This window comes from Pseudomonas sp. SED1, assembly GCF_034044025.1.
Taxonomy (GTDB): domain Bacteria; phylum Pseudomonadota; class Gammaproteobacteria; order Pseudomonadales; family Pseudomonadaceae; genus Aquipseudomonas.
This window is the reverse complement of sequence record NZ_JAXCIS010000176.1, coordinates 54,599-73,318: the sequence shown is the minus strand read 5'-3', so window position 1 is coordinate 73,318 and position 18,720 is coordinate 54,599. Positions and strand designations below refer to the sequence as shown.

Annotated in this window: 17 protein-coding genes and 1 other RNA gene; 14 read left to right on the top strand and 4 right to left on the bottom strand. The window is 61.1% G+C overall.

Annotated elements, in window-relative coordinates:
• Positions 1–23: 23 nt before the first annotated feature.
• The 4 genes from SNL23_RS22200 to SNL23_RS22185 all read right to left on the bottom strand — a co-directional run bounded on the left by SNL23_RS22200 (position 24) and on the right by SNL23_RS22185 (position 3,470).
• The gene (locus tag SNL23_RS22200) at positions 24–605 is read right to left on the bottom strand and encodes a BON domain-containing protein (RefSeq protein WP_318303527.1); all 582 of its coding nucleotides are present in this window, start codon (positions 603–605) and stop codon (positions 24–26) included.
• Positions 602–1,195 (bottom strand): phosphoheptose isomerase, encoded by a 594-nt coding sequence (locus tag SNL23_RS22195; RefSeq protein WP_003216190.1) that lies wholly within the window; start codon positions 1,193–1,195, stop codon positions 602–604. Before SNL23_RS22195 ends, SNL23_RS22200 begins: the two co-directional genes overlap by 4 nt.
• Positions 1,196–1,287: 92 nt before the next feature.
• Positions 1,288–1,659, bottom strand: a complete 372-nt coding sequence (locus SNL23_RS22190; RefSeq protein WP_076014393.1) for a YraN family protein — start codon at positions 1,657–1,659, stop codon at positions 1,288–1,290.
• The gene (locus SNL23_RS22185) at positions 1,659–3,470 is read right to left on the bottom strand and encodes a penicillin-binding protein activator (RefSeq protein WP_318303526.1); all 1,812 of its coding nucleotides are present in this window, start codon (positions 3,468–3,470) and stop codon (positions 1,659–1,661) included. Before SNL23_RS22185 ends, SNL23_RS22190 begins: the two co-directional genes overlap by 1 nt.
• A 176-nt stretch (positions 3,471–3,646) precedes the next feature.
• Between SNL23_RS22185 and rsmI the strand changes: the two genes are divergently transcribed.
• From rsmI to SNL23_RS22115, 14 genes are all read left to right on the top strand, one after another.
• Entirely contained in the window at positions 3,647–4,552 is a 906-nt protein-coding gene (rsmI, locus tag SNL23_RS22180) for a 16S rRNA (cytidine(1402)-2'-O)-methyltransferase (protein ID WP_318303525.1), read from the top strand.
• 95 nt (positions 4,553–4,647) lie between these two features.
• Positions 4,648–5,001, top strand: an RNA gene (rnpB, locus tag SNL23_RS22175) — RNase P RNA component class A.
• A gap of 355 nt (positions 5,002–5,356) precedes the next feature.
• Positions 5,357–5,812 carry a division/cell wall cluster transcriptional repressor MraZ gene (mraZ, locus tag SNL23_RS22170; protein ID WP_003171868.1) on the top strand — a complete coding sequence of 152 codons (456 nt, stop codon included), beginning with the start codon at positions 5,357–5,359 and terminating at the stop codon, positions 5,810–5,812.
• Entirely contained in the window at positions 5,809–6,756 is a 948-nt protein-coding gene (gene rsmH / locus SNL23_RS22165) for a 16S rRNA (cytosine(1402)-N(4))-methyltransferase RsmH (RefSeq protein WP_412104255.1), read from the top strand. Before mraZ ends, rsmH begins: the two co-directional genes overlap by 4 nt.
• Entirely contained in the window at positions 6,753–7,046 is a 294-nt protein-coding gene (ftsL, locus tag SNL23_RS22160) for a cell division protein FtsL (protein WP_003216203.1), read from the top strand. The genes rsmH and ftsL overlap by 4 nt, the downstream gene beginning before the upstream one ends.
• Positions 7,046–8,788, top strand: coding sequence for a peptidoglycan D,D-transpeptidase FtsI family protein (locus SNL23_RS22155; protein ID WP_167663429.1), 1,743 nt, complete (start codon positions 7,046–7,048; stop codon positions 8,786–8,788). The genes ftsL and SNL23_RS22155 overlap by 1 nt, the downstream gene beginning before the upstream one ends.
• Positions 8,788–10,251, top strand: coding sequence for a UDP-N-acetylmuramoyl-L-alanyl-D-glutamate--2,6-diaminopimelate ligase (locus SNL23_RS22150; RefSeq protein ID WP_167662881.1), 1,464 nt, complete (start codon positions 8,788–8,790; stop codon positions 10,249–10,251). Before SNL23_RS22155 ends, SNL23_RS22150 begins: the two co-directional genes overlap by 1 nt.
• Positions 10,244–11,614 (top strand): UDP-N-acetylmuramoyl-tripeptide--D-alanyl-D-alanine ligase, encoded by a 1,371-nt coding sequence (locus SNL23_RS22145; RefSeq protein ID WP_318303522.1) that lies wholly within the window; start codon positions 10,244–10,246, stop codon positions 11,612–11,614. The genes SNL23_RS22150 and SNL23_RS22145 overlap by 8 nt, the downstream gene beginning before the upstream one ends.
• Complete coding sequence (gene mraY / locus SNL23_RS22140) at positions 11,614–12,696, top strand: phospho-N-acetylmuramoyl-pentapeptide-transferase (RefSeq protein WP_017477688.1); 1,083 nt, start codon at positions 11,614–11,616, stop codon at positions 12,694–12,696. The genes SNL23_RS22145 and mraY overlap by 1 nt, the downstream gene beginning before the upstream one ends.
• Positions 12,697–12,702: 6 nt before the next feature.
• Positions 12,703–14,049, top strand: coding sequence for a UDP-N-acetylmuramoyl-L-alanine--D-glutamate ligase (murD, locus tag SNL23_RS22135; protein WP_318303520.1), 1,347 nt, complete (start codon positions 12,703–12,705; stop codon positions 14,047–14,049).
• Positions 14,046–15,269, top strand: a complete 1,224-nt coding sequence (gene ftsW / locus SNL23_RS22130) for a putative lipid II flippase FtsW (protein ID WP_076014385.1) — start codon at positions 14,046–14,048, stop codon at positions 15,267–15,269. The genes murD and ftsW overlap by 4 nt, the downstream gene beginning before the upstream one ends.
• A complete protein-coding gene (murG, locus tag SNL23_RS22125) occupies positions 15,259–16,329 on the top strand; it encodes an undecaprenyldiphospho-muramoylpentapeptide beta-N-acetylglucosaminyltransferase (protein WP_318303518.1) in 1,071 nt (356 codons plus the stop codon). The genes ftsW and murG overlap by 11 nt, the downstream gene beginning before the upstream one ends.
• Complete coding sequence (gene murC / locus SNL23_RS22120; protein WP_003216219.1) at positions 16,322–17,767, top strand: UDP-N-acetylmuramate--L-alanine ligase; 1,446 nt, start codon at positions 16,322–16,324, stop codon at positions 17,765–17,767. Before murG ends, murC begins: the two co-directional genes overlap by 8 nt.
• Positions 17,764–18,720 carry a D-alanine--D-alanine ligase gene (locus SNL23_RS22115; protein WP_076014383.1) on the top strand — a complete coding sequence of 319 codons (957 nt, stop codon included), beginning with the start codon at positions 17,764–17,766 and terminating at the stop codon, positions 18,718–18,720. Before murC ends, SNL23_RS22115 begins: the two co-directional genes overlap by 4 nt.

Here is an 18,720-nt window from a genome sequence, read left to right as displayed (position 1 = left end):
CTTTTTTGTGGTCGTTGATGACATCAGTCGATGTATTCGAACACCTTCACAATCTTCTGTACGCCCGACACACTTTGTACCAGGTTGGCAGAGCGGGTGGCTTCTGCCTGGGTCAGCAGGCCCATCATGTAGACGATGCCGTTATCAGTGACGATCTTGATCCGCGAGCCGGGGATCGCACTGTCGGTCAGCATCTGGGTCTTGATCTTGGTGGTCAGCAGCGCATCGTTGCTGATCGCCAGCAGCGTGATCGGCTCCATCACCTGCAATTCATTGTGGACTTTCTTGACCCGTTGTACGGCGGAGGCGGCTTGTTCAGCCTGGGCCTTGAGGTCGGCACGCGGGGTTTGCCCGGTGAGCAGTACCACGCCGTTGAAGCTGACGACCACGATGCGCGACGCACCGTTGCCCAGGTCCGGAGCGGCCTTGGAAACGTTGACGGATACTTTGGTTTCGATCAGCGAGTCATCGATTTTGCTGCCGAAAGTACGGGTGCCTTTATCGTCCTGGATGGGCGTGTCGCGGCTTGCTTCGATTACCGAACTGCAGCCGCTGATGCCTAGGCACAGCGTGATTGCCAATAGGCTAAGGCGTTTAACGGTCATTCTTCACTCCCGAACAGTTGGCTGTCGATCAGATCGCACAGGCAGTGGATCGCCAGCAGATGGACTTCCTGAATACGTGCGGTGACATTGGCCGGGACGCGAATTTCCACGTCTTCGGGCAGCAGCAGCGAAGCCATGCCGCCGCCGTCGCGTCCGGTCAATGCTACGACAATCATTTCACGATCATGTGCGGCCTGGATCGCTTGAATAATGTTCGCCGAGTTACCGCTGGTGGAGATCGCCAGCAGTACGTCACCCGGCTGGCCAAGGGCGCGAATCTGTTTGGAGAAAATTTCGTTGTAGCTGTAGTCGTTGGCGATCGAGGTGATCGTCGAGGTGTCGGTGGTCAAGGCGATGGCCGGCAGGCTCGGGCGCTCACGCTCGAAGCGGTTGAGCAGCTCGGAGGAGAAATGCTGGGCATCGCCGGCCGAACCGCCGTTGCCGCACGAAAGCATTTTGCCTTCGTTGAGCAAGGCGTTGACCATGACCTGACTGGCTTGCTCGATGTGCGGTGCAAGTACGTCCATCGCCTGTTGCTTGGTATCGATACTGGCCTGGAAAAGCTGGCGAATTCGGGATTGCATGTCCATCTGTGTGACCTTAAGTAGCGCGGCTGTTTGGCACAGGAATGTGCAGCCCGCAAAGCAAAGAGCAAAAGTGTGCGGTGTAGATGTCCGGCGAATCAGCTGTCAAAGGCATCTTGCAGCCAGTTCAGATCGGCTGTTCCCCGGGGAGTGCTTTCTATGGCAACCACATCGAAACGGCAGGGATGATCGGCCCAGCGACGCTCTTTGAGCAGGAAAAACTGCGCGGCGAGTATCAGCTTCTGGCGCTTGCGCCCGTCGATACTGGCGAGCGCACCACCCCATTGTGCGTGTTTTCTGTAGCGGACTTCGACAAATACTACTGTATCGCCGTCAAGCATGACCAGATCAAGCTCGCCGCGCTTGCATAACCAGTTCTGCGCCAGAAGGCGCAGACCTTGTTGTTGCAGGTACTCGAGAGCTTGAAGTTCGGCGTCCTTGCCGCTTTGTGCGCTTGACCGCTCAGGCATCAGCGCGGGGTATCAGGCAGGCGCTGGATCTCGCCACCGACGAACTTGGCCCATGGCATCTGGCGGTCGACGCGCTGGTTGGCGCTGACGCCCAGGTTGCCCGACAGGCCGTCAACGCGAGTGTCCGGCAGTGCCTTGAGTTGCCCCAGGCGCGGCGCCAGGCGGTAGGCATCCACACCCATCGCGTACAGACGGCCGAGGCTGCCGTTGGCTTGTGGCCATTGGGCGGCGACCTGGTTGCGCAGCGGGTCGGTGGTGTTCAGGAGCCAAGGCGTCTCGCAGAACATCACGTTGGTCATGTCCAGGTACTGGTTTTTGTCGCCACTGGCGCTGAACACGTGGGACGTCGCATACACCGGCACGTCGCCAGCGTATTGGAAGTTCAGGGTCGGCTTGATCTGCTGGGCCAGTTGCGGCGTGACGGCCAGGAAGATGAACTCGATGTCCTGGCGGCGCGACGGCTGGGCGGATACATCCGAACCTACAGTGCTTTGCAGGCTCTTGGCGCGGCCTTCACTTTTGCGCAACTGGAACAGGTCGGCGATCTGCTGGGCCAGGGCTACCGGCTGGTCAACGTACTCGACGCCTACCACGGTGCCGCCATTGGCTTCCCAATCCTGACGGAAGGCTTTGTAGACGCGCTCGCCCCATTCGCCTCTCGGCACCATGGCGGCGGCGCGGTGCAGGCCATCGGCACGGGCGCGACGGGACACTTCACGGGCTTCGTCTTCAGCGGCCAGGCCGAACTGGAACAGTTGCGCCGGGTTCTGGTCGGCTTCGCTGTAGTTCAGGGCGAGGGTGGTGATTGGCAATTGCGGGCGAGCGCTGAGTTGCTTGACCAGCGGTTTCTCCAGGGGGCCGACCACCAGTTGCACGCCAGCAGCTTGTGCCTTGGCGTAGAAGTCATCGATGGAGGTCAGGCGGGAGCTGTCGTAGAACTCGATCACCGGCGGCTTCTGCCCGGCTTGTTCAGCCTGGTAGTGCGCGGCCATGAAACCTTCGCGCAGCGCCTTGGCAACGCCGGCCAGCGGACCTTCCTGCGGCAGCAGCAGGGCGATCTTGTTCAGCGGCTGGCTGGCCAGTTCCTTGAGCTTGGTCAACGGCTGCGGCAATTGCGAGGCCGCCGGGTGGCCCGGGTTCTGGGCGCGCCAGGTGTCGATGGCCGTTTGCTGTTGTTCCAGAGTGCCGGCGCTCTTGACCGCCTGGGCCAAGCTGATCCAGCCGTCCAGCGTCGGGTTGCCGCTGGCTTGCAGCTGATCGGCAGGCAAGGCTGCAATCAATACCCAGATGGCTTCGTGGTTGCTTTTGTAGGCGTCGCCCGTCAGCAGCGGAGCCATGGCAACACGCTCGCGAGCGGCGGCCAGGGTCTGGCCGTCGGCTTCATAAGCACGAGCATGCACGGTACCGGTACGGATCTGCTGTTCAGGCGGCAGCTCCTTCAGGTTTTGCAGGCTTGGGTGGTTCAACGCCGTCAACGCGGCCTTGGGCTGGTTGCGGGCCATCGCCAGTTCAGCCGACAGGGTGCTGGCAAATACCTGCGCCGCCGGTTTCAGGACGTCCAGTGGCACTTGGGCAAGAATCTGCGCCGAGCGTCCCGGGTTGTTTTGGTGGAACGCCAGGTCAGCCGCACTCAAGCGCAACAGCGCGGCTTTTTCCGGAGTCTTGGCCGAAGTCGCCTGTTCGAGCAGTTGCTCGATGCTGGCATCCGGGGTCCGGGGGAGGTCGCCAAGGCTGGACGAGGGCGAGCTGGCGCAAGCCGCCAACAGGGCAGCGAGGCAGAGGGCAGAGAACAGCCGCAGGCAAGCGATCATGTAAGTGTTCCTGATACCGATCAAATTAGCGTGGAATTGTACCCAAGCACTGGCCGGGGCGCGATGTTACTGGCGTGAAACCGTCTATTTAGGTCGTGTAAATGTTGCAAGAGCCTACAGTTGGCTGAAATGGAGCTTGCCCCGAGGGCATATATTCAAGGCGTCTACGCGCTACAATGTGGCTTTTGCAAATCATAGAGGTGTGCGCTTTGACTGCTCCAGGTCCTTTGAATTCCACTGCTGGCTCGCTTTTTGTCGTGGCGACGCCCATTGGCAACCTGGACGACATCAGTGCGCGCGCATTGAAAGTACTGCGTGACGTTAAGCTGATCGCCGCCGAAGACACTCGGCACTCCCAGCGGTTGATGCAGCATTTTGGCATTCCAACACCCTTGGCCGCGTGCCATGAACATAACGAGCGTGAAGAAGGCAGTCGTTTTATCACCCGTTTGTTGGCGGGCGATGATGTGGCATTGATCTCCGATGCGGGGACGCCGCTGATTTCCGACCCTGGCTACCACCTGGTTCGCCAGGCGCGGGCCGCTGGTATCAATGTAGTGCCTGTTCCGGGAGCGTGCGCGCTGATTGCTGCATTGTCTGCAGCCGGCCTGCCGTCGGACCGGTTTATCTTTGAAGGCTTCCTGCCGGCCAAGGCTGTTGGTCGTCGGGTGCGCCTGGAACTGGTGAAAGAAGAGCCGCGCACGCTGATCTTCTACGAAGCCCCGCACCGCATCCTCGAATGCCTGCAGGACATGGAGCTGGTATTCGGCGGCGATCGCCAGGCCTTGCTGGCGCGGGAAATCACCAAGACCTTCGAAACCCTCAAGGGGCTGCCGCTGGAAGAACTGCGCGCGTTTGTTGAGGGCGACAGCAATCAGCAGCGCGGGGAATGCGTGGTACTGGTAGCGGGCTGGTCGGCGCCGGAAAGTGAAGATGCGGTCGGCAGCGAGGCAATGCGCATTCTGGATCTGCTGCTCAAGGAGATGCCATTGAAGCGTGCGGCGGCCCTGGCTGCGGAAATTACCGGTGTGCGCAAGAACGTGTTGTATCAAGCCGCGCTTGATAAACAAAAGGGCGAATAGTTCCGGGTTCCAGCCTGCACTCCGTCTGAACATGATGGCATTAGTGTCTTTTAATACTTGTTCTAACGCCGCCGTGCCGTTAACCTGCGCGGCGGAGAGTCGATTGGACAGTCGCTGCCTTCTATGAAAATTAGAGGGGGGAGGAAAGTCCGGGCTCCATAGGGCGAAGTGCCAGGTAATGCCTGGGAGGCGTGAGCCTACGGAAAGTGCCACAGAAAATAACCGCCTAAGTACTTCGGTACCGGTAAGGGTGAAAAGGTGCGGTAAGAGCGCACCGCACGACTGGCAACAGTTCGTGGCTAGGTAAACCCCACTTGGAGCAAGACCAAATAGGGTCCCAAGGCGTGGCCCGCGCTGGGACCGGGTAGGTTGCTAAAGATGTCCAGTGATGGCCATCGTAGACGAATGACTGTTCAAGACAGAACCCGGCTTATAGATCGACTCTCCACCTTTTTTCCTTCTGTCCGAATCTCGGGCAGGAACCTGGTAGTAACGCGAGAATCCCTCCCTGCTGAATCATCAGCAGATGCGTCTTCGTAATACCGAAAAAATCTTACTCTTAATAAATTACTTTAACTTTAAGCCCTAGCTCTTTGAGCTATTTGGCGTTGTTGAGTCAAAATTGCCGTCAAACTCTCGTTTCTCCTCCTTTTACCTTCCTAAATCTCCGTTCTGTAAGGCTTTTCCTTGAATCCGCGCCTTGACGGTGTGGTGGGCGCATTCCTATAGTGTGCGCAAGTGGCGGAAAGTGGCACAAAGTGGGTTTTTTGAACGTAAAACGCTAAAATTTGGAGAAACGCATCTGTGTTTCGCGGAGCTAACGCTATCAGTCTCGATGCAAAAGGCCGTCTCGCCATGCCGAGCCGGTATCGTGACGAGCTCATTTCGCGAAGTTCCGGACAGTTAATCATCACCATCGATGCCGTTGACCCTTGTTTATGTGTTTACCCGCTCGATGAGTGGGAGCTGATTGAAACCAAGTTGCGTGCGCTGCCTTCACTGCGTGAAGAGAACCGTCGCCTGCAACGTTTGCTGATTGGTAATGCCGTCGATCTCGAACTCGATGGCAGTGGTCGTTTCCTGGTTCCACCGCGTCTGCGCGAATACGCCAAGTTGGATAAGCGCGCGATGCTGGTAGGCCAACTGAACAAGTTCCAATTGTGGGACGAAGATGCCTGGGATGCTGTTTCTGCAGCTGACCTGGCTGCTATTCAACAACCGGGCGCTATGCCTGATGAACTGCGTGATTTGATCCTGTGACTATTGATAGCGGCTTTAACCACATCACCGTACTGCTTGACGAAGCCGTTGAGGCTCTCGCCGTACGCGCGGATGGCTGCTATTTGGATGGCACCTTCGGCAGGGGCGGGCACAGTCGGCTGATTCTCAGCCAGCTGGGTCCGGACGGTAAGCTCCTCGGGTTCGACAAAGACCCTCAAGCGATTGCCACCGGGCAAGCGCTAGCGGCCGAAGACGGCCGCTTTGTCGTTGTGCAGCGTAGCTTTGCCGAGCTCGGCGCAGAAGTGGCCGAGCGTGGCATGGCGGGCAAGGTGGCCGGGGTTCTGCTGGACCTGGGCGTGTCTTCGCCACAGCTGGACGACCCTGAGCGGGGCTTCAGTTTCATGAACGACGGCCCGCTGGACATGCGCATGGACCCAAGCCGTGGCGTCAGCGCCGCGCAGTTCATCGCCACCGCACCCCAAGAAGAAATCACCCGTGTATTCAAGGAATACGGCGAAGAGCGCTTCGCTGGCCGCATGGCGCGTGCCGTGGTCGAGCGCCGGGAAATCCAGCCGTTCGAGCGCACCGCTGACCTGGCTGAAGTGCTGAAAGTCGCCAACCCTGCATGGGAAAAGGGCAAGAACCCGGCAACCCGTGCGTTCCAGGGCCTGCGCATTCACGTAAACAACGAATTGGGCGATCTGGAAGCCGGCCTTGAAGCCGCTCTGGAAGCGCTGGAAGTGGGCGGTCGCCTGGTGGTGATCAGCTTCCACTCCCTGGAAGACCGCATCGTCAAATTGTTCATGCGTCGTCTGGTCAAGGGCGAATCCGACAACCTGCCGCGCAACCTGCCGGTACGTTACGAAGCCTTTGTGCCGAAAATCAAAATCCATGGCAAAGCGCAGTTCGCTTCCGAAGCCGAACTCAAGGCCAACCCACGTGCCCGTAGCGCTGTCATGCGCGTTGCGGAGAAGTTGCGGTGAGCAAGCTTTTCGCCAAGCCCCTCCCGGGCGGCAGCTTCTTTATGTTGCTGTTGTTTGTTGGCGTGCTGGTGTCCGCGATTGCGGTGTCCTACAGCGCCCACTACAACCGTCAACTGCTCAATACCCTGTACGGGGAACTGAGTGTGCGCGACAAGGCGCAGGCAGAGTGGGGCCGGTTGATCCTGGAACAAAGTACCTGGACAGCCCACAGCCGTATCGAAGTGCTGGCCACTGAACAGCTCAAGATGCACATCCCTGGCGCTGCAGAAGTTCGCATGGTGGCGCCATGATGAAACTTGAGGGCGCACTCTACCCATGGCGTTTCCGTTTGGTGCTGGGGTTGTTGGCACTGATGGTGGGCGCGATTGCCTGGCGGATTATCGACCTGCAAGTGGTGGACCGTGACTTCCTGATCGGCCAGGGCGATGCCCGTAGCCTGCGGCATATCCCGATTCCTGCACACCGTGGCCTGATCACCGACCGTAATGGCGAGCCTCTGGCCGTCAGTACTCCGGTGACCACCCTGTGGGCCAACGCCAAGGAAATGCAGACCGCCAAGGACAAGTGGCCGGAACTCGCTGCTGCCTTGGGCCAGGACCCGAAAGCCCTGAGCGAACGCCTCGAAGCCCAGGCCAATAAAGAATTCATCTACCTGGTTCGCGGGCTTACCCCTGAACAGGGCCAGCAGGTGCTCGACCTTAAAGTCCCCGGTGTCTACGGCATCGAGGAATTTCGGCGTTTCTACCCGGCCGGCGAAACCACTGCCCATATGGTGGGTTTCACCGACATTGATGATCACGGTCGCGAAGGCGTGGAACTCGCCTACGACGAATGGCTGGCCGGGGTTCCCGGCAAACGGCAGGTCATCAAGGATCGGCGCGGCAGACTGATCAAGGATGTCCAGGTCACCAAAAACGCCAAGGCCGGTAAGCCCTTGGCGTTGTCGATTGACCTGCGCCTGCAATACCTGGCCAACCGCGAGCTGCGTAACGCGATCATCGAGAACGGTGCGAAAGCCGGCAGCCTGGTGATCATGGACGTGAAGACCGGCGAGATTCTCGCCATGGTCAACCAGCCGACCTACAACCCGAATAACCGTCGCAACCTGCAGCCGGCGATGATGCGCAACCGCGCCATGATCGACGTGTTCGAGCCAGGTTCGACCATGAAAGCCATCTCCATGAGTGCCGCCCTGGAAACCGGGCGCTGGAAGCCCTCCGACAAGGTCGAGGTCTACCCGGGCACCCTGCAGTTGGGCAAATACACCATTCGTGACGTGTCCCGTAGCGAAGGCCCGGTGTTGGATTTGACAGGCATCCTGATCAACTCCAGTAACGTGGGCATGAGTAAAGTCGCCTTCGATATCGGCGGCGAAGCCATCTACCACCTCGCGCAAAAAGTCGGCCTGGGGCAACCCACTGGCCTGGACTTCCCGGGCGAGCGTGTAGGCAACCTGCCGAACTACCGCGACTGGAAAAAGGCCGAGACCGCAACGCTTTCCTACGGTTATGGCCTGTCGGTCACCGCGATCCAGCTGGCCCACGCCTTCTCGGTGCTGGCCAACAATGGCCGCATGGTGCCGCTGAGTTTGATTCACCTCGACGAGGCACCGCCTGCGACCCAGGTCATCCCGGAAAACGTCGCCAAGACCATACAAGGCATGCTGCAACAAGTGATCGAAGCACCGCGCGGCGTATTCCGTGCCCAGGTGCCGGCGTATCACGTGGCAGGCAAGTCCGGTACTGCGCGTAAAACCGCAGTCGGCACCAAGGGCTACGCCGAAAACTCCTACCGCTCGCTGTTCGCAGGCTTCGGCCCGATGAGCGATCCGCGTTACGCCATCGTTGTGGTTATCGATGAGCCGAGCAAAGCCGGTTACTTCGGTGGCCTGGTCTCGGCGCCGGTGTTCAGCAAAGTGATGTCCGGGACGTTGCGCCTGATGAACATCACGCCGGACAACCTGCCGGCTACCCAACAAGCGAACGCCGGTCCACCGGCCGCTGCGGTAAAAGCCAATGGAGGGCGCGGCTGATGTCTCTTAGCCTGAACAAGATTTTTGCCCACGCTGGCCGCGATCTGCTGATTCGCGAGTTGACGCTGGACAGCCGTAACGTGCGTGCCGGTGACCTGTTCCTGGCTGTACCGGGCGGCAAGTTCGATGGCCGTGACCATATTGCCGACGCGCTGAAACGCGGTGCGGCGGCAGTAGCCTATGAAGTGGAAGGCGCCACCGTGCTGCCGATCACCGACGTGCCGTTGATTCCGGTCAAGGGCCTGGCGGCGCAGCTGTCGGACATCGCCGGGCGCTTTTATGGTGACCCGAGCCGCACCCTGAACCTGGTGGGCGTGACCGGCACCAACGGCAAGACCAGCGTGACCCAATTGGTTGCCCAGGCGCTTGACCTGCTGGGCCAGCATTGCGGCATCGTCGGCACCCTGGGCACTGGTTTTTACGGCGCGCTGCAAAGCGGCCTGCACACCACGCCTAACCCGATTGCCGTACAGGCGACCCTGGCCGACCTGAAAAAGGCCGGTGCCAAGGCGGTTGCCATGGAAGTCTCGTCCCACGGTCTGGACCAGGGCCGCGTAACCGCTCTGGCGTTCGACGTGGCGGTGATGACCAACCTGTCCCGCGATCACCTGGATTATCACGGCACCATGGAGGCATACGCCGCCACCAAGGCCCGTCTGTTTGCCTGGAATGACCTGAAGTGTCGAGTGGTCAACCTGGACGACGAATTCGGTCGCCAGTTGGCCGCCGCCAAAGGTGACGGTCGCTTGATCAGCTACAGCCTGGAAGATTCCAGCGCCTACCTGTATTGCCGTGAAGCCACCTTTGATGACGAAGGCGTGCGCGCCACCCTGGTGACGCCGCAGGGCGAGCACCATTTGCGCAGCACCTTGCTCGGGCGTTTCAACCTGAGCAACGTATTGGCCGCCGTCGGCGCCTTGCTCGGCCTGGATTACGCCCTCGACGAAATCCTGCGAGTGTTGCCGAAGCTGGAAGGCCCGGCCGGTCGCATGCAGCGTCTTGGCGGCGGTACCCAGCCGCTGGTAGTGGTCGATTACGCCCACACCCCTGACGCCCTGGAAAAAATCCTGCAAGCCCTGCGTCCCCACGCCAAGGGCAAGTTGCTGTGCCTGTTCGGCTGTGGCGGTGACCGCGATCGCGGCAAGCGCCCGCTGATGGCTGAAATCGTCGAGCGCCTGGCTGATGGTGTTCTGGTTACGGACGACAACCCGCGCAGCGAAGACCCAAGCCAGATTTTTGATGACATTCGTGTCGGCTTTAAAGATGCGTCCAAGGCCACATTTGTTGCCGGTCGCGGTGCAGCCATCGCCCAATTGATCGCCAGCGCGAGTGCTGACGACGTGGTGGTGCTGGCCGGTAAAGGCCACGAGGACTACCAGGAAATCAACGGCGAACGTCACGCCTTCTCTGATCTGGTCGAGGCCGATCATGCCTTGACCGCATGGGAGGTGGCTCATGCTTAAAGCTCTCAAATTCAGTGAGTTGACCCAGGCCTTGTCGGCCCGCGTGCTGTCGGCTGATTGCAGCTTTGATGGCGTCAGCATCGACAGCCGGACGATCAAGCCCGGGCAACTGTTTGTCGCCTTGGCCGGCCCAAGTTTTGATGGCCATGACTACCTGAACGACGTCGCTGCCAAAGGCGCTGTCGGCGCTCTGGTGCAGCGCGAAGTTGCTGACTCCACACTGCCGCAATTGCTGGTAGCTGACACCCGCCTGGCCCTCGGCCAACTGGGTGCGCTGAACCGTGCCGCTTTCACCAATCCTGTTGCGGCAATCACCGGCTCCAGTGGCAAAACCACGGTCAAGGAATTGCTGGCCGGGATCCTGCGCACGCGCGGGCCGGTCCTGGCGACTCGCGGTAACCTGAACAATGACTTCGGCGCTCCGCTGACCCTGCTCGAACTGGCCCCGGAACACACGGCGGCGGTGATCGAACTGGGTGCTTCGCGCATCGGCGAAATCGCTTACACCGTGGCCATGACCAAGCCTCACGTCGCGGTGATCAGCAACGCCGGCACCGCCCACGTCGGCGAGTTTGGCGGCCCTGAAAAGATCGTTGAAGCCAAGGGCGAAATCATCGAAGGCCTCGACGCGTCCGGCACCGCCGTGCTGAACCTCGACGACAAAGCCTTCGAAACCTGGCGTGTACGTGCCGCCGGTCGCAAGGTCTTGAGCTTCGCGGTGCACAACGCCGCTGCCGATTTCCATGCATCGACTATCAAAGCCGACGCTCGTGGCTGCCCGTCTTTCACCCTGCATACCCCGCAAGGTGACGAGCACGTACAGCTGAACCTGCTGGGCAACCATAACGTCGCGAACGCCCTGGCCGCCGCTGCTGCTGCCCATGTGCTGGGCGTGTCGTTGTTTGGCATCGCCACCGGCCTTGGCGCAGTGCAACCGGTCAAGGGTCGCACCGTCGCGCAACTGGCCAGCAACGGCATGCGCGTGATTGATGACACCTACAACGCCAACCAGTCTTCGATCTGTGCCGCCATCGACCTGCTGATCAGCTTCGACGGTCGCAAGGTGCTGGTACTGGGGGACATCGCCGAACTGGGCGAGTGGGCCGAACAGTCTCACCGTGAAGTCGGCGCCTATGCCGCCGGCAAGGTCGACGCCCTGTACGCCGTTGGACCGAACATGCTTCACGCCGTGGACACCTTCGGGCCGGGCGCCAGGCATTTCGCCAGCCAGGCCGAACTGATCCAGGCACTGAGTGCGGCTGAACAAGACAAACACACCACTATTTTGATCAAGGGATCGCGCAGCGCGGTGATGGAAAACGTCGTCGCGGCCTTGTGTGCCTCAAGTACGGAGAAACATTAATGCTGCTGCTGCTGGCTGAGTATCTGCAACAGTTCCACAAAGGCTTCGCGGTCTTTCAGTACCTGACCCTGCGCGGGATTCTGGGTGTGCTGACCGCGCTGTCGTTGTCGCTGTTCCTCGGGCCATGGATGATCCGTACCCTGCAAAACCTGCAGATTGGCCAGTCCGTGCGCAACGACGGCCCGCAGTCGCACCTGTCCAAGTCCGGCACCCCGACCATGGGCGGCGCGTTGATCCTGTCGTCCATCGGCATCAGTACGCTGCTGTGGGCTGACCTGCATAACCGCTACGTCTGGACCGTGCTGCTGGTGACCTTGCTGTTCGGCGCCATCGGCTGGGTAGATGACTACCGCAAGGTGATCGAGAAGAACTCCAAGGGGCTGCCAAGCCGCTGGAAGTATTTCTGGCAGTCGGTGTTCGGCCTGGCGGCGGCAATCTTCCTTTATACGACTGCGCCAAGCGCGGTCGAGACCACCCTGATCATCCCGATGCTCAAGGACGCCAGCATCCCGTTGGGTGTTGGCTTCGTGGTACTGACTTACTTCGTGATCGTCGGCTCGAGCAACGCGGTCAACCTGACTGACGGCCTCGACGGCCTGGCGATCATGCCGACGGTGATGGTGGGCGGCGCGCTCGGCATCTTCTGCTACCTGTCGGGTAACGTGAAATTCGCTGAATACCTGCTGATCCCTTATGTACCGGGCGCGGGCGAACTGATTGTGTTCTGCGGCGCCTTGATCGGTGCGGGCCTTGGGTTCCTGTGGTTCAACACCTATCCGGCACAAGTCTTCATGGGCGACGTCGGCGCACTGGCGCTGGGCGCGGCCCTGGGCACCATTGCGGTGATCGTCCGCCAGGAAATCGTCCTGTTCATCATGGGCGGTGTGTTCGTGATGGAAACCCTGTCGGTGGTGATCCAGGTTGCCTCCTTCAAATTGACCGGGCGCCGCGTGTTCCGCATGGCGCCGATTCACCACCACTTTGAACTCAAGGGCTGGCCTGAGCCGCGGGTGATTGTCCGTTTCTGGATTATCACCGTGATTCTGGTTCTGTTCGGCCTTGCCACCCTGAAACTGAGGTAGAAACGAGTGTCCCTGATCGCTTCAGACCACTTCCGCATCGTTGTCGGCCTCGGCAAGAGCGGCATGTCCCTGGTTCGCTTCCTGGCGAACCGGGGCACGTCGTTTGCCGTGGCCGATACGCGGGAAAATCCACCGGAGCTGGTCACGCTGCGCCGTGACTACCCGCACGTGGAAGTGCGTTGTGGCGAGCTGGATGTCGAGTTTCTGTGCCGTGCCGATGAGCTCTACGTGAGCCCCGGCCTGGCCCTGGCGACACCGGCCCTGCAAGCGGCGGCGGCCCGTGGCGTGAAGTTGTCCGGCGACATCGAGCTGTTCGCGCGTAACGCGAAGGCGCCGATCGTGGCCATCAGCGGTTCCAATGCAAAAAGCACCGTCACCACCCTGGTGGGCGAGATGGCGGCTGCGGCCGGCAAGCGCGTGGCAGTGGGCGGCAACCTCGGTACTCCGGCGCTGGACCTGCTCAACGACGACGTCGAGCTGTACGTGATGGAGCTGTCGAGCTTCCAGCTGGAAACCACCGACCAGCTAAACGCCGAAGTGGCCACCGTGCTCAACGTCAGCGAAGATCACATGGACCGCTACAGCGGCCTGCCGGCCTATCACCTGGCCAAGCACCGGATCTTCCGGGGCGCGCGGCAAGTGGTGGTGAACCGTCAGGATGCCTTGAGCCGTCCGCTGATCGGCGAAGGTCTGCCGTGCTGGACCTTCGGCCTGAACAAACCCGACTTCAAGGCTTTCGGCCTTCGGGAAGAGAACGGCGAGAAATACCTGGCCTTCGAATTCCAGGACCTGATGCCGGTGCGCGAACTGAAAATCCGCGGTGCCCACAACCAGGCCAATGCCCTGGCGGCGCTGGCGCTCGGTCACTCAGTTGGCTTGCCGTTCGACGCCATGCTCTCGGCCTTGCGCAGCTTTGCCGGCCTTGAGCATCGCTGCCAGTGGGTTCGCGAGCTGGATGGCGTCGGCTATTACAACGATTCCAAGGCCACCAACGTCGGTGCGGCACTGGCCGCCATCGAAGGTTTGGGTGCCGATATTCAAGGCAAGGTCGTGCTGATCGCCGGTGGCGACGGCAAGGGTGCTGACTTCAAGGACCTTAAAGGCCCGGTCGCCGCTAACTGCCGCGCCGTGGTGCTGATGGGCCGTGATTCCGGCTTGATCGCCGATGCCTTGGGCGACGCCGTACTGCAGGTGCGCGCTCAGTCCCTGGATGACGCCATCGCCCAATCCAAAGCCCTGGCCCAGCCGGGTGACGTGGTGCTGCTGTCGCCTGCCTGCGCGAGTTTCGACATGTTCAAGAACTACGAAGAGCGCGGCCAGCTGTTCGCCCGCGCCGTGGAGGCCTTGGCATGAGTATCAATTTGCGGAACATCATCAAGCCGTACCCGTCGCCGCTCATTACCGGGCGCGGTATCGACCTGGATTTCCCGATGCTCGCCGGTTGCCTTGCGCTGCTGGGCCTGGGCCTGGTGATGATCACCTCGGCGTCCTCGGAAGTGGCTGCCGTGCAGTCGGGCAACACCCTGTACATGATGATCCGCCACCTGGTGTACCTGGTCATCGGCCTCGGTGCGTGCATCGTCACCATGATGATCCCGATCGCCACCTGGCAGCGCCTGGGTTGGCTGATGCTGGTGGGCGCGTTCGGCCTGTTGGTCATGGTGATCGTGCCCGGCATCGGGCGTGAGGTGAACGGTTCGATGCGCTGGATCGGCTTCGGCGCATTCAACGTGCAACCGTCGGAAATCGCCAAGGTGTTCGTGGTGATCTACCTCGCCGGTTACCTGGTGCGGCGCCAGAAAGAAGTACGCGAAAGCTGGATGGGCTTCTTCAAGCCGTTCATCGTGCTGCTGCCCATGGCCGGCCTGTTGCTGATGGAGCCGGACTTCGGTGCCACCGTCGTAATGATGGGGGCGGCGGCGGCGATGCTGTTCCTCGGTGGCGTGGGCCTGTTCCGCTTCACCTTGATGGTGGTGCTGGCGGTGGCCGCCGTGACCATTCTGGTGCAGGCGCAGCCCTACCGGATGGCCCGTCTGATTACCTTTACCGACCCGTGGTCCGATCAATTCGGCTCCGGCTACCAACTGACCCAGGCGTTGATCGCCTTCGGTCGCGGCGAGTGGCTGGGCGTGGGCCTGGGCAACAGCGTGCAGAAGCAGTTCTACCTGCCGGAAGCCCACACCGACTTCGTGTTCTCGGTGCTCGCCGAAGAGTTGGGCGTGGTCGGTTCGTTGTGCACCGTCGCGCTGTTCGTATTCGTGTGTGTACGCGGCATGTACATCGGCCTGTGGGCCGAGAAAGCCAAACAATATTTCGCCGCTTACGTAGCGTACGGCTTGTCGTTCCTGTGGATCGGCCAGTTCCTGATCAACATCGGGGTGAACGTCGGCTTGCTGCCGACCAAGGGCCTGACCTTGCCGTTCCTCAGTTACGGCGGCAGTTCGTTGGTGATTTGCTGCGCCTGTCTCGGGTTACTGCTGCGCATCGAGTGGGAGAGTCGAACCCACCTGGGCAGCGAAGAGATGGAGTTCAGCGAAAGCGACTTCGCCGAGGAGCCGAACCATGGGCGCTAACGTGCTGATCATGGCGGGCGGCACCGGTGGCCACGTGTTCCCGGCGCTGGCCTGTGCCCGCGAGTTCCAGAACCGCGGCTACACCGTGCATTGGCTCGGTACGCCGCGCGGCATCGAAAACGATCTGGTACCGAATGCCGGCTTGTCGCTGCATTTGATCAACGTCACCGGCCTGCGTGGCAAGGGCAAGTTGTCCCTGCTCAAGGCGCCGTTCGTGTTGCTCAAAGCGGTGTGGCAGGCGCGCAAGGTGATCCGTGAAGTGAAGCCGGTGTGCGTGCTGGGCTTTGGTGGTTACGTGACTGGCCCTGGTGGTGTCGCGGCAAAACTCGCCGGTGTGCCGGTGATCGTTCACGAGCAGAACGCCGTGGCCGGCACCGCCAACCGCCTGCTGGTGCCTTTGGCTGCCCGGGTGTGCGAGGCCTTCCCGAAGACCTTTGGTGCTGCGGACAAGCTGCGCACTACCGGCAACCCGGTGCGTACCGAGCTGTTCATTGACATTGCCCGCCAGCCGTTGGCCGGCCGCAAGGCGCACCTGTTGATCCTGGGCGGAAGCCTGGGCGCCGAACCCTTGAACAAATTGCTGCCTGAAGCGGTGTCGCAACTCCCTGAAGAATTGCGCCCCGAGATCTTTCATCAGGCCGGCAAGAACCACGATGAAGTGACCGCCACGCGCTATCGCGAAGCGGGTGTGGAGGCGAATGTGCAGCCCTTCATCAAAGACATGGCCCAAGCCTATGGCTGGGCCGACCTGGTGGTCTGTCGCGCAGGTGCGTTGACCGTCAGTGAACTGGCCGCCGCCGGTCTGCCGTCCTTGCTGGTGCCTTTGCCCCACGCGATCGACGATCACCAGACCCGCAACGCCGAATATTTGGCCGGGGAGGGCGCTGCCTTCCTGCTGCCGCAAAGAACGACTGGCGCCGCCGATTTGGCCGCACGCCTGACCGAGGTTTTGATGCAACCGGAACGACTGAACAGCATGGCGAGCACCGCAAGCCGCCTGGCCAAACCTGACGCAACCCGCACCGTGGTCGATATCTGCCTGGAGGTGGCCCATGGTTGAGAATCAGAAAGCCATGCCACAGCCGGAAATGCGCCGCATCCGTCGCATCCACTTCGTCGGTATCGGCGGCGTGGGCATGTGCGGAATCGCCGAAGTGTTGCTGAACCTGGGTTACCAGGTGTCCGGCTCCGACCTGAAAATGTCGCCGGTCACCGAGCGCCTGGAATCGTTTGGCGCGAAAATCTTTATCGGCCACCGCGCCGAGAACGCTGCCGAAGCCGATGTGCTGGTGGTCTCCAGCGCTGTGAACACCTCCAACCCGGAAGTGGCCACTGCCCTTGAACGTCGCATTCCCGTGGTGCCGCGCGCCGAGATGCTGGCCGAGCTCATGCGCTACCGCCACGGCATTGCCGTCGCCGGTACCCACGGCAAGACCACCACCACCAGCCTGATCGCCTCGGTGTTCGCTGCCGGTGGCCTGGACCCGACGTTCGTGATCGGTGGCCGCCTGAATGCAGCCGGCACCAATGCACAGCTCGGTACCAGCCGCTACCTGATCGCTGAAGCCGATGAAAGCGACGCCAGCTTCCTGCACCTGCAACCGCTGGTGGCCGTGGTGACCAACATCGACGCCGACCATATGGCGACCTACGACGGTGACTTCAACAAACTGAAGAAAACCTTTGTCGAGTTCCTGCACAACCTGCCGTTCTACGGTCTGGCCGTGGTGTGTCTGGACGATCCGGTGGTGCGTGAAATCCTGCCGCTGGTCAAGCGTCCGACCGTGACCTACGGCTTCAGCGAAGACTGCGACGTGCGCGCAATCAATGTGCGCCAGCAGGGCATGCAGACCTTCTTCACCGTGCTGCGTCCTGACCGCGAGCCGCTGGATGTCTCGGTGAACATGCCGGGCAACCACAACGTACTCAACTCCCTGGCGACCATCTGCATCGCCTCCGACGAAGGCGTCAGCGATGAAGCCATCGTCGAAGGCCTGTCGGGTTTTGCCGGCGTAGGTCGTCGCTTCCAGGTCTACGGCGAACTGCCGGTGGACGGCGGCAACGTGATGCTCGTGGACGACTACGGTCACCACCCGACCGAAGTCGCGGCGGTGATCAAGGCCGTACGCGGTGGCTGGCCGGAACGCCGCCTGGTGATGGTGTACCAGCCGCACCGCTACAGCCGTACCCGTGACCTGTACGACGATTTCGTCAATGTACTGGCGGATGCCAACGTGTTGCTGCTGATGGAAGTCTACCCGGCCGGTGAAGAGCCGATCCCGGGCGCCGACAGCCGCAAGCTGTGCAACAGCATCCGTCAACGCGGCCAGCTGGATCCGATCTACATCGAGCGCGGTGTGGACCTCGCGCCAATCGTCAAGCCGCTGCTGCGCGCCGGCGACATCCTGCTGTGCCAAGGTGCCGGTGACATCGGCGGCCTCGCCCCTAAATTGCTGGCAAGCCCGCTGTTTGCCGCCGCGCAGGGGAAGTCGAAATGACCACTGACTACGGCTCGCTGTTCTCCACCATCCAACCTGCCGACTTCGGCCGCGTCGCGGTGCTGTTCGGCGGCAAAAGTGCTGAGCGTGAAGTGTCGCTGAAGTCCGGCAACGCCGTACTGGAAGCGCTGCAAAGTGCCGGTGTGAATGCGTTCGGCATCGACGTGGGTGATGACTTCCTGTCGCGCCTGCAGGCCGAGAAAATCGACCGGGCCTTCGTCATTCTTCACGGCCGTGGCGGTGAAGACGGCAGCATGCAAGGCCTGCTGGAATGCCTGGGCATTCCGTACACCGGCAGCGGCATCCTCGCTTCGGCGCTGGCCATGGACAAGTTGCGCACCAAACAGGTGTGGCACAGCCTGGGGATTCCGACCCCGCGTCACAGCGTGCTGTGCAGCGAAGACGATTGTATTTCTGCAGCCAAGGAACTGGGCCTGCCTTTGATCGTCAAACCAGCCCATGAAGGCTCCAGTATCGGCATGGCTAAAGTGAACTCAGCCGCCGAATTGATTGACGCATGGAAAGCGGCCAGTACCTACGATTCGCAAGTGTTGGTGGAACAGTGGATTCAAGGTCCCGAGTTCACCATCGCTACGCTGCGTGGCCAGGTATTGCCGCCTATCGCATTGGGCACGCCCCACACCTTTTATGACTACGACGCCAAGTACGTGGCTTCCGATACTCAGTACCGGATCCCGTGTGGCCTCGACGCAACCAAGGAACAGGAATTGATGGACCTCACGGCGAAAGCCTGTGAGGCGCTGGGTATCGCCGGTTGGGCGCGGGCAGACGTGATGCAGGATGACCAAGGGAATTTCTGGTTCCTTGAAGTCAACACCGCACCCGGGATGACCGATCACAGCCTGGTACCTATGGCCGCTCGTGCAGCCGGTTTGGATTTCCAGCAGTTGGTGCTGGCGATCCTGGCCGCAAGCATTGAGCCCCGAGGCTAA

Excerpts from the sequence above, each read along its gene's own strand:
- SNL23_RS22200 (WP_318303527.1), bottom strand. The coding sequence starts at position 605 with ATGACCGTTAAACGCCTTAGCCTATTGGCAATCACGCTGTGCCTAGGC.
- SNL23_RS22195 (WP_003216190.1), bottom strand. The coding sequence starts at position 1,195 with ATGGACATGCAATCCCGAATTCGCCAGCTTTTCCAGGCCAGTATCGAT.
- SNL23_RS22190 (WP_076014393.1), bottom strand. The coding sequence starts at position 1,659 with ATGCCTGAGCGGTCAAGCGCACAAAGCGGCAAGGACGCCGAACTTCAA.
- SNL23_RS22185 (WP_318303526.1), bottom strand. The coding sequence starts at position 3,470 with ATGATCGCTTGCCTGCGGCTGTTCTCTGCCCTCTGCCTCGCTGCCCTG.
- rsmI (WP_318303525.1), top strand. The coding sequence starts at position 3,647 with ATGTGGCTTTTGCAAATCATAGAGGTGTGCGCTTTGACTGCTCCAGGT.
- SNL23_RS22155 (WP_167663429.1), top strand. The coding sequence starts at position 7,046 with ATGAAACTTGAGGGCGCACTCTACCCATGGCGTTTCCGTTTGGTGCTG.
- SNL23_RS22150 (WP_167662881.1), top strand. The coding sequence starts at position 8,788 with ATGTCTCTTAGCCTGAACAAGATTTTTGCCCACGCTGGCCGCGATCTG.
- SNL23_RS22145 (WP_318303522.1), top strand. The coding sequence starts at position 10,244 with ATGCTTAAAGCTCTCAAATTCAGTGAGTTGACCCAGGCCTTGTCGGCC.
- mraY (WP_017477688.1), top strand. The coding sequence starts at position 11,614 with ATGCTGCTGCTGCTGGCTGAGTATCTGCAACAGTTCCACAAAGGCTTC.
- ftsW (WP_076014385.1), top strand. The coding sequence starts at position 14,046 with ATGAGTATCAATTTGCGGAACATCATCAAGCCGTACCCGTCGCCGCTC.
- murG (WP_318303518.1), top strand. The coding sequence starts at position 15,259 with ATGGGCGCTAACGTGCTGATCATGGCGGGCGGCACCGGTGGCCACGTG.
- murC (WP_003216219.1), top strand. The coding sequence starts at position 16,322 with ATGGTTGAGAATCAGAAAGCCATGCCACAGCCGGAAATGCGCCGCATC.
- SNL23_RS22115 (WP_076014383.1), top strand. The coding sequence starts at position 17,764 with ATGACCACTGACTACGGCTCGCTGTTCTCCACCATCCAACCTGCCGAC.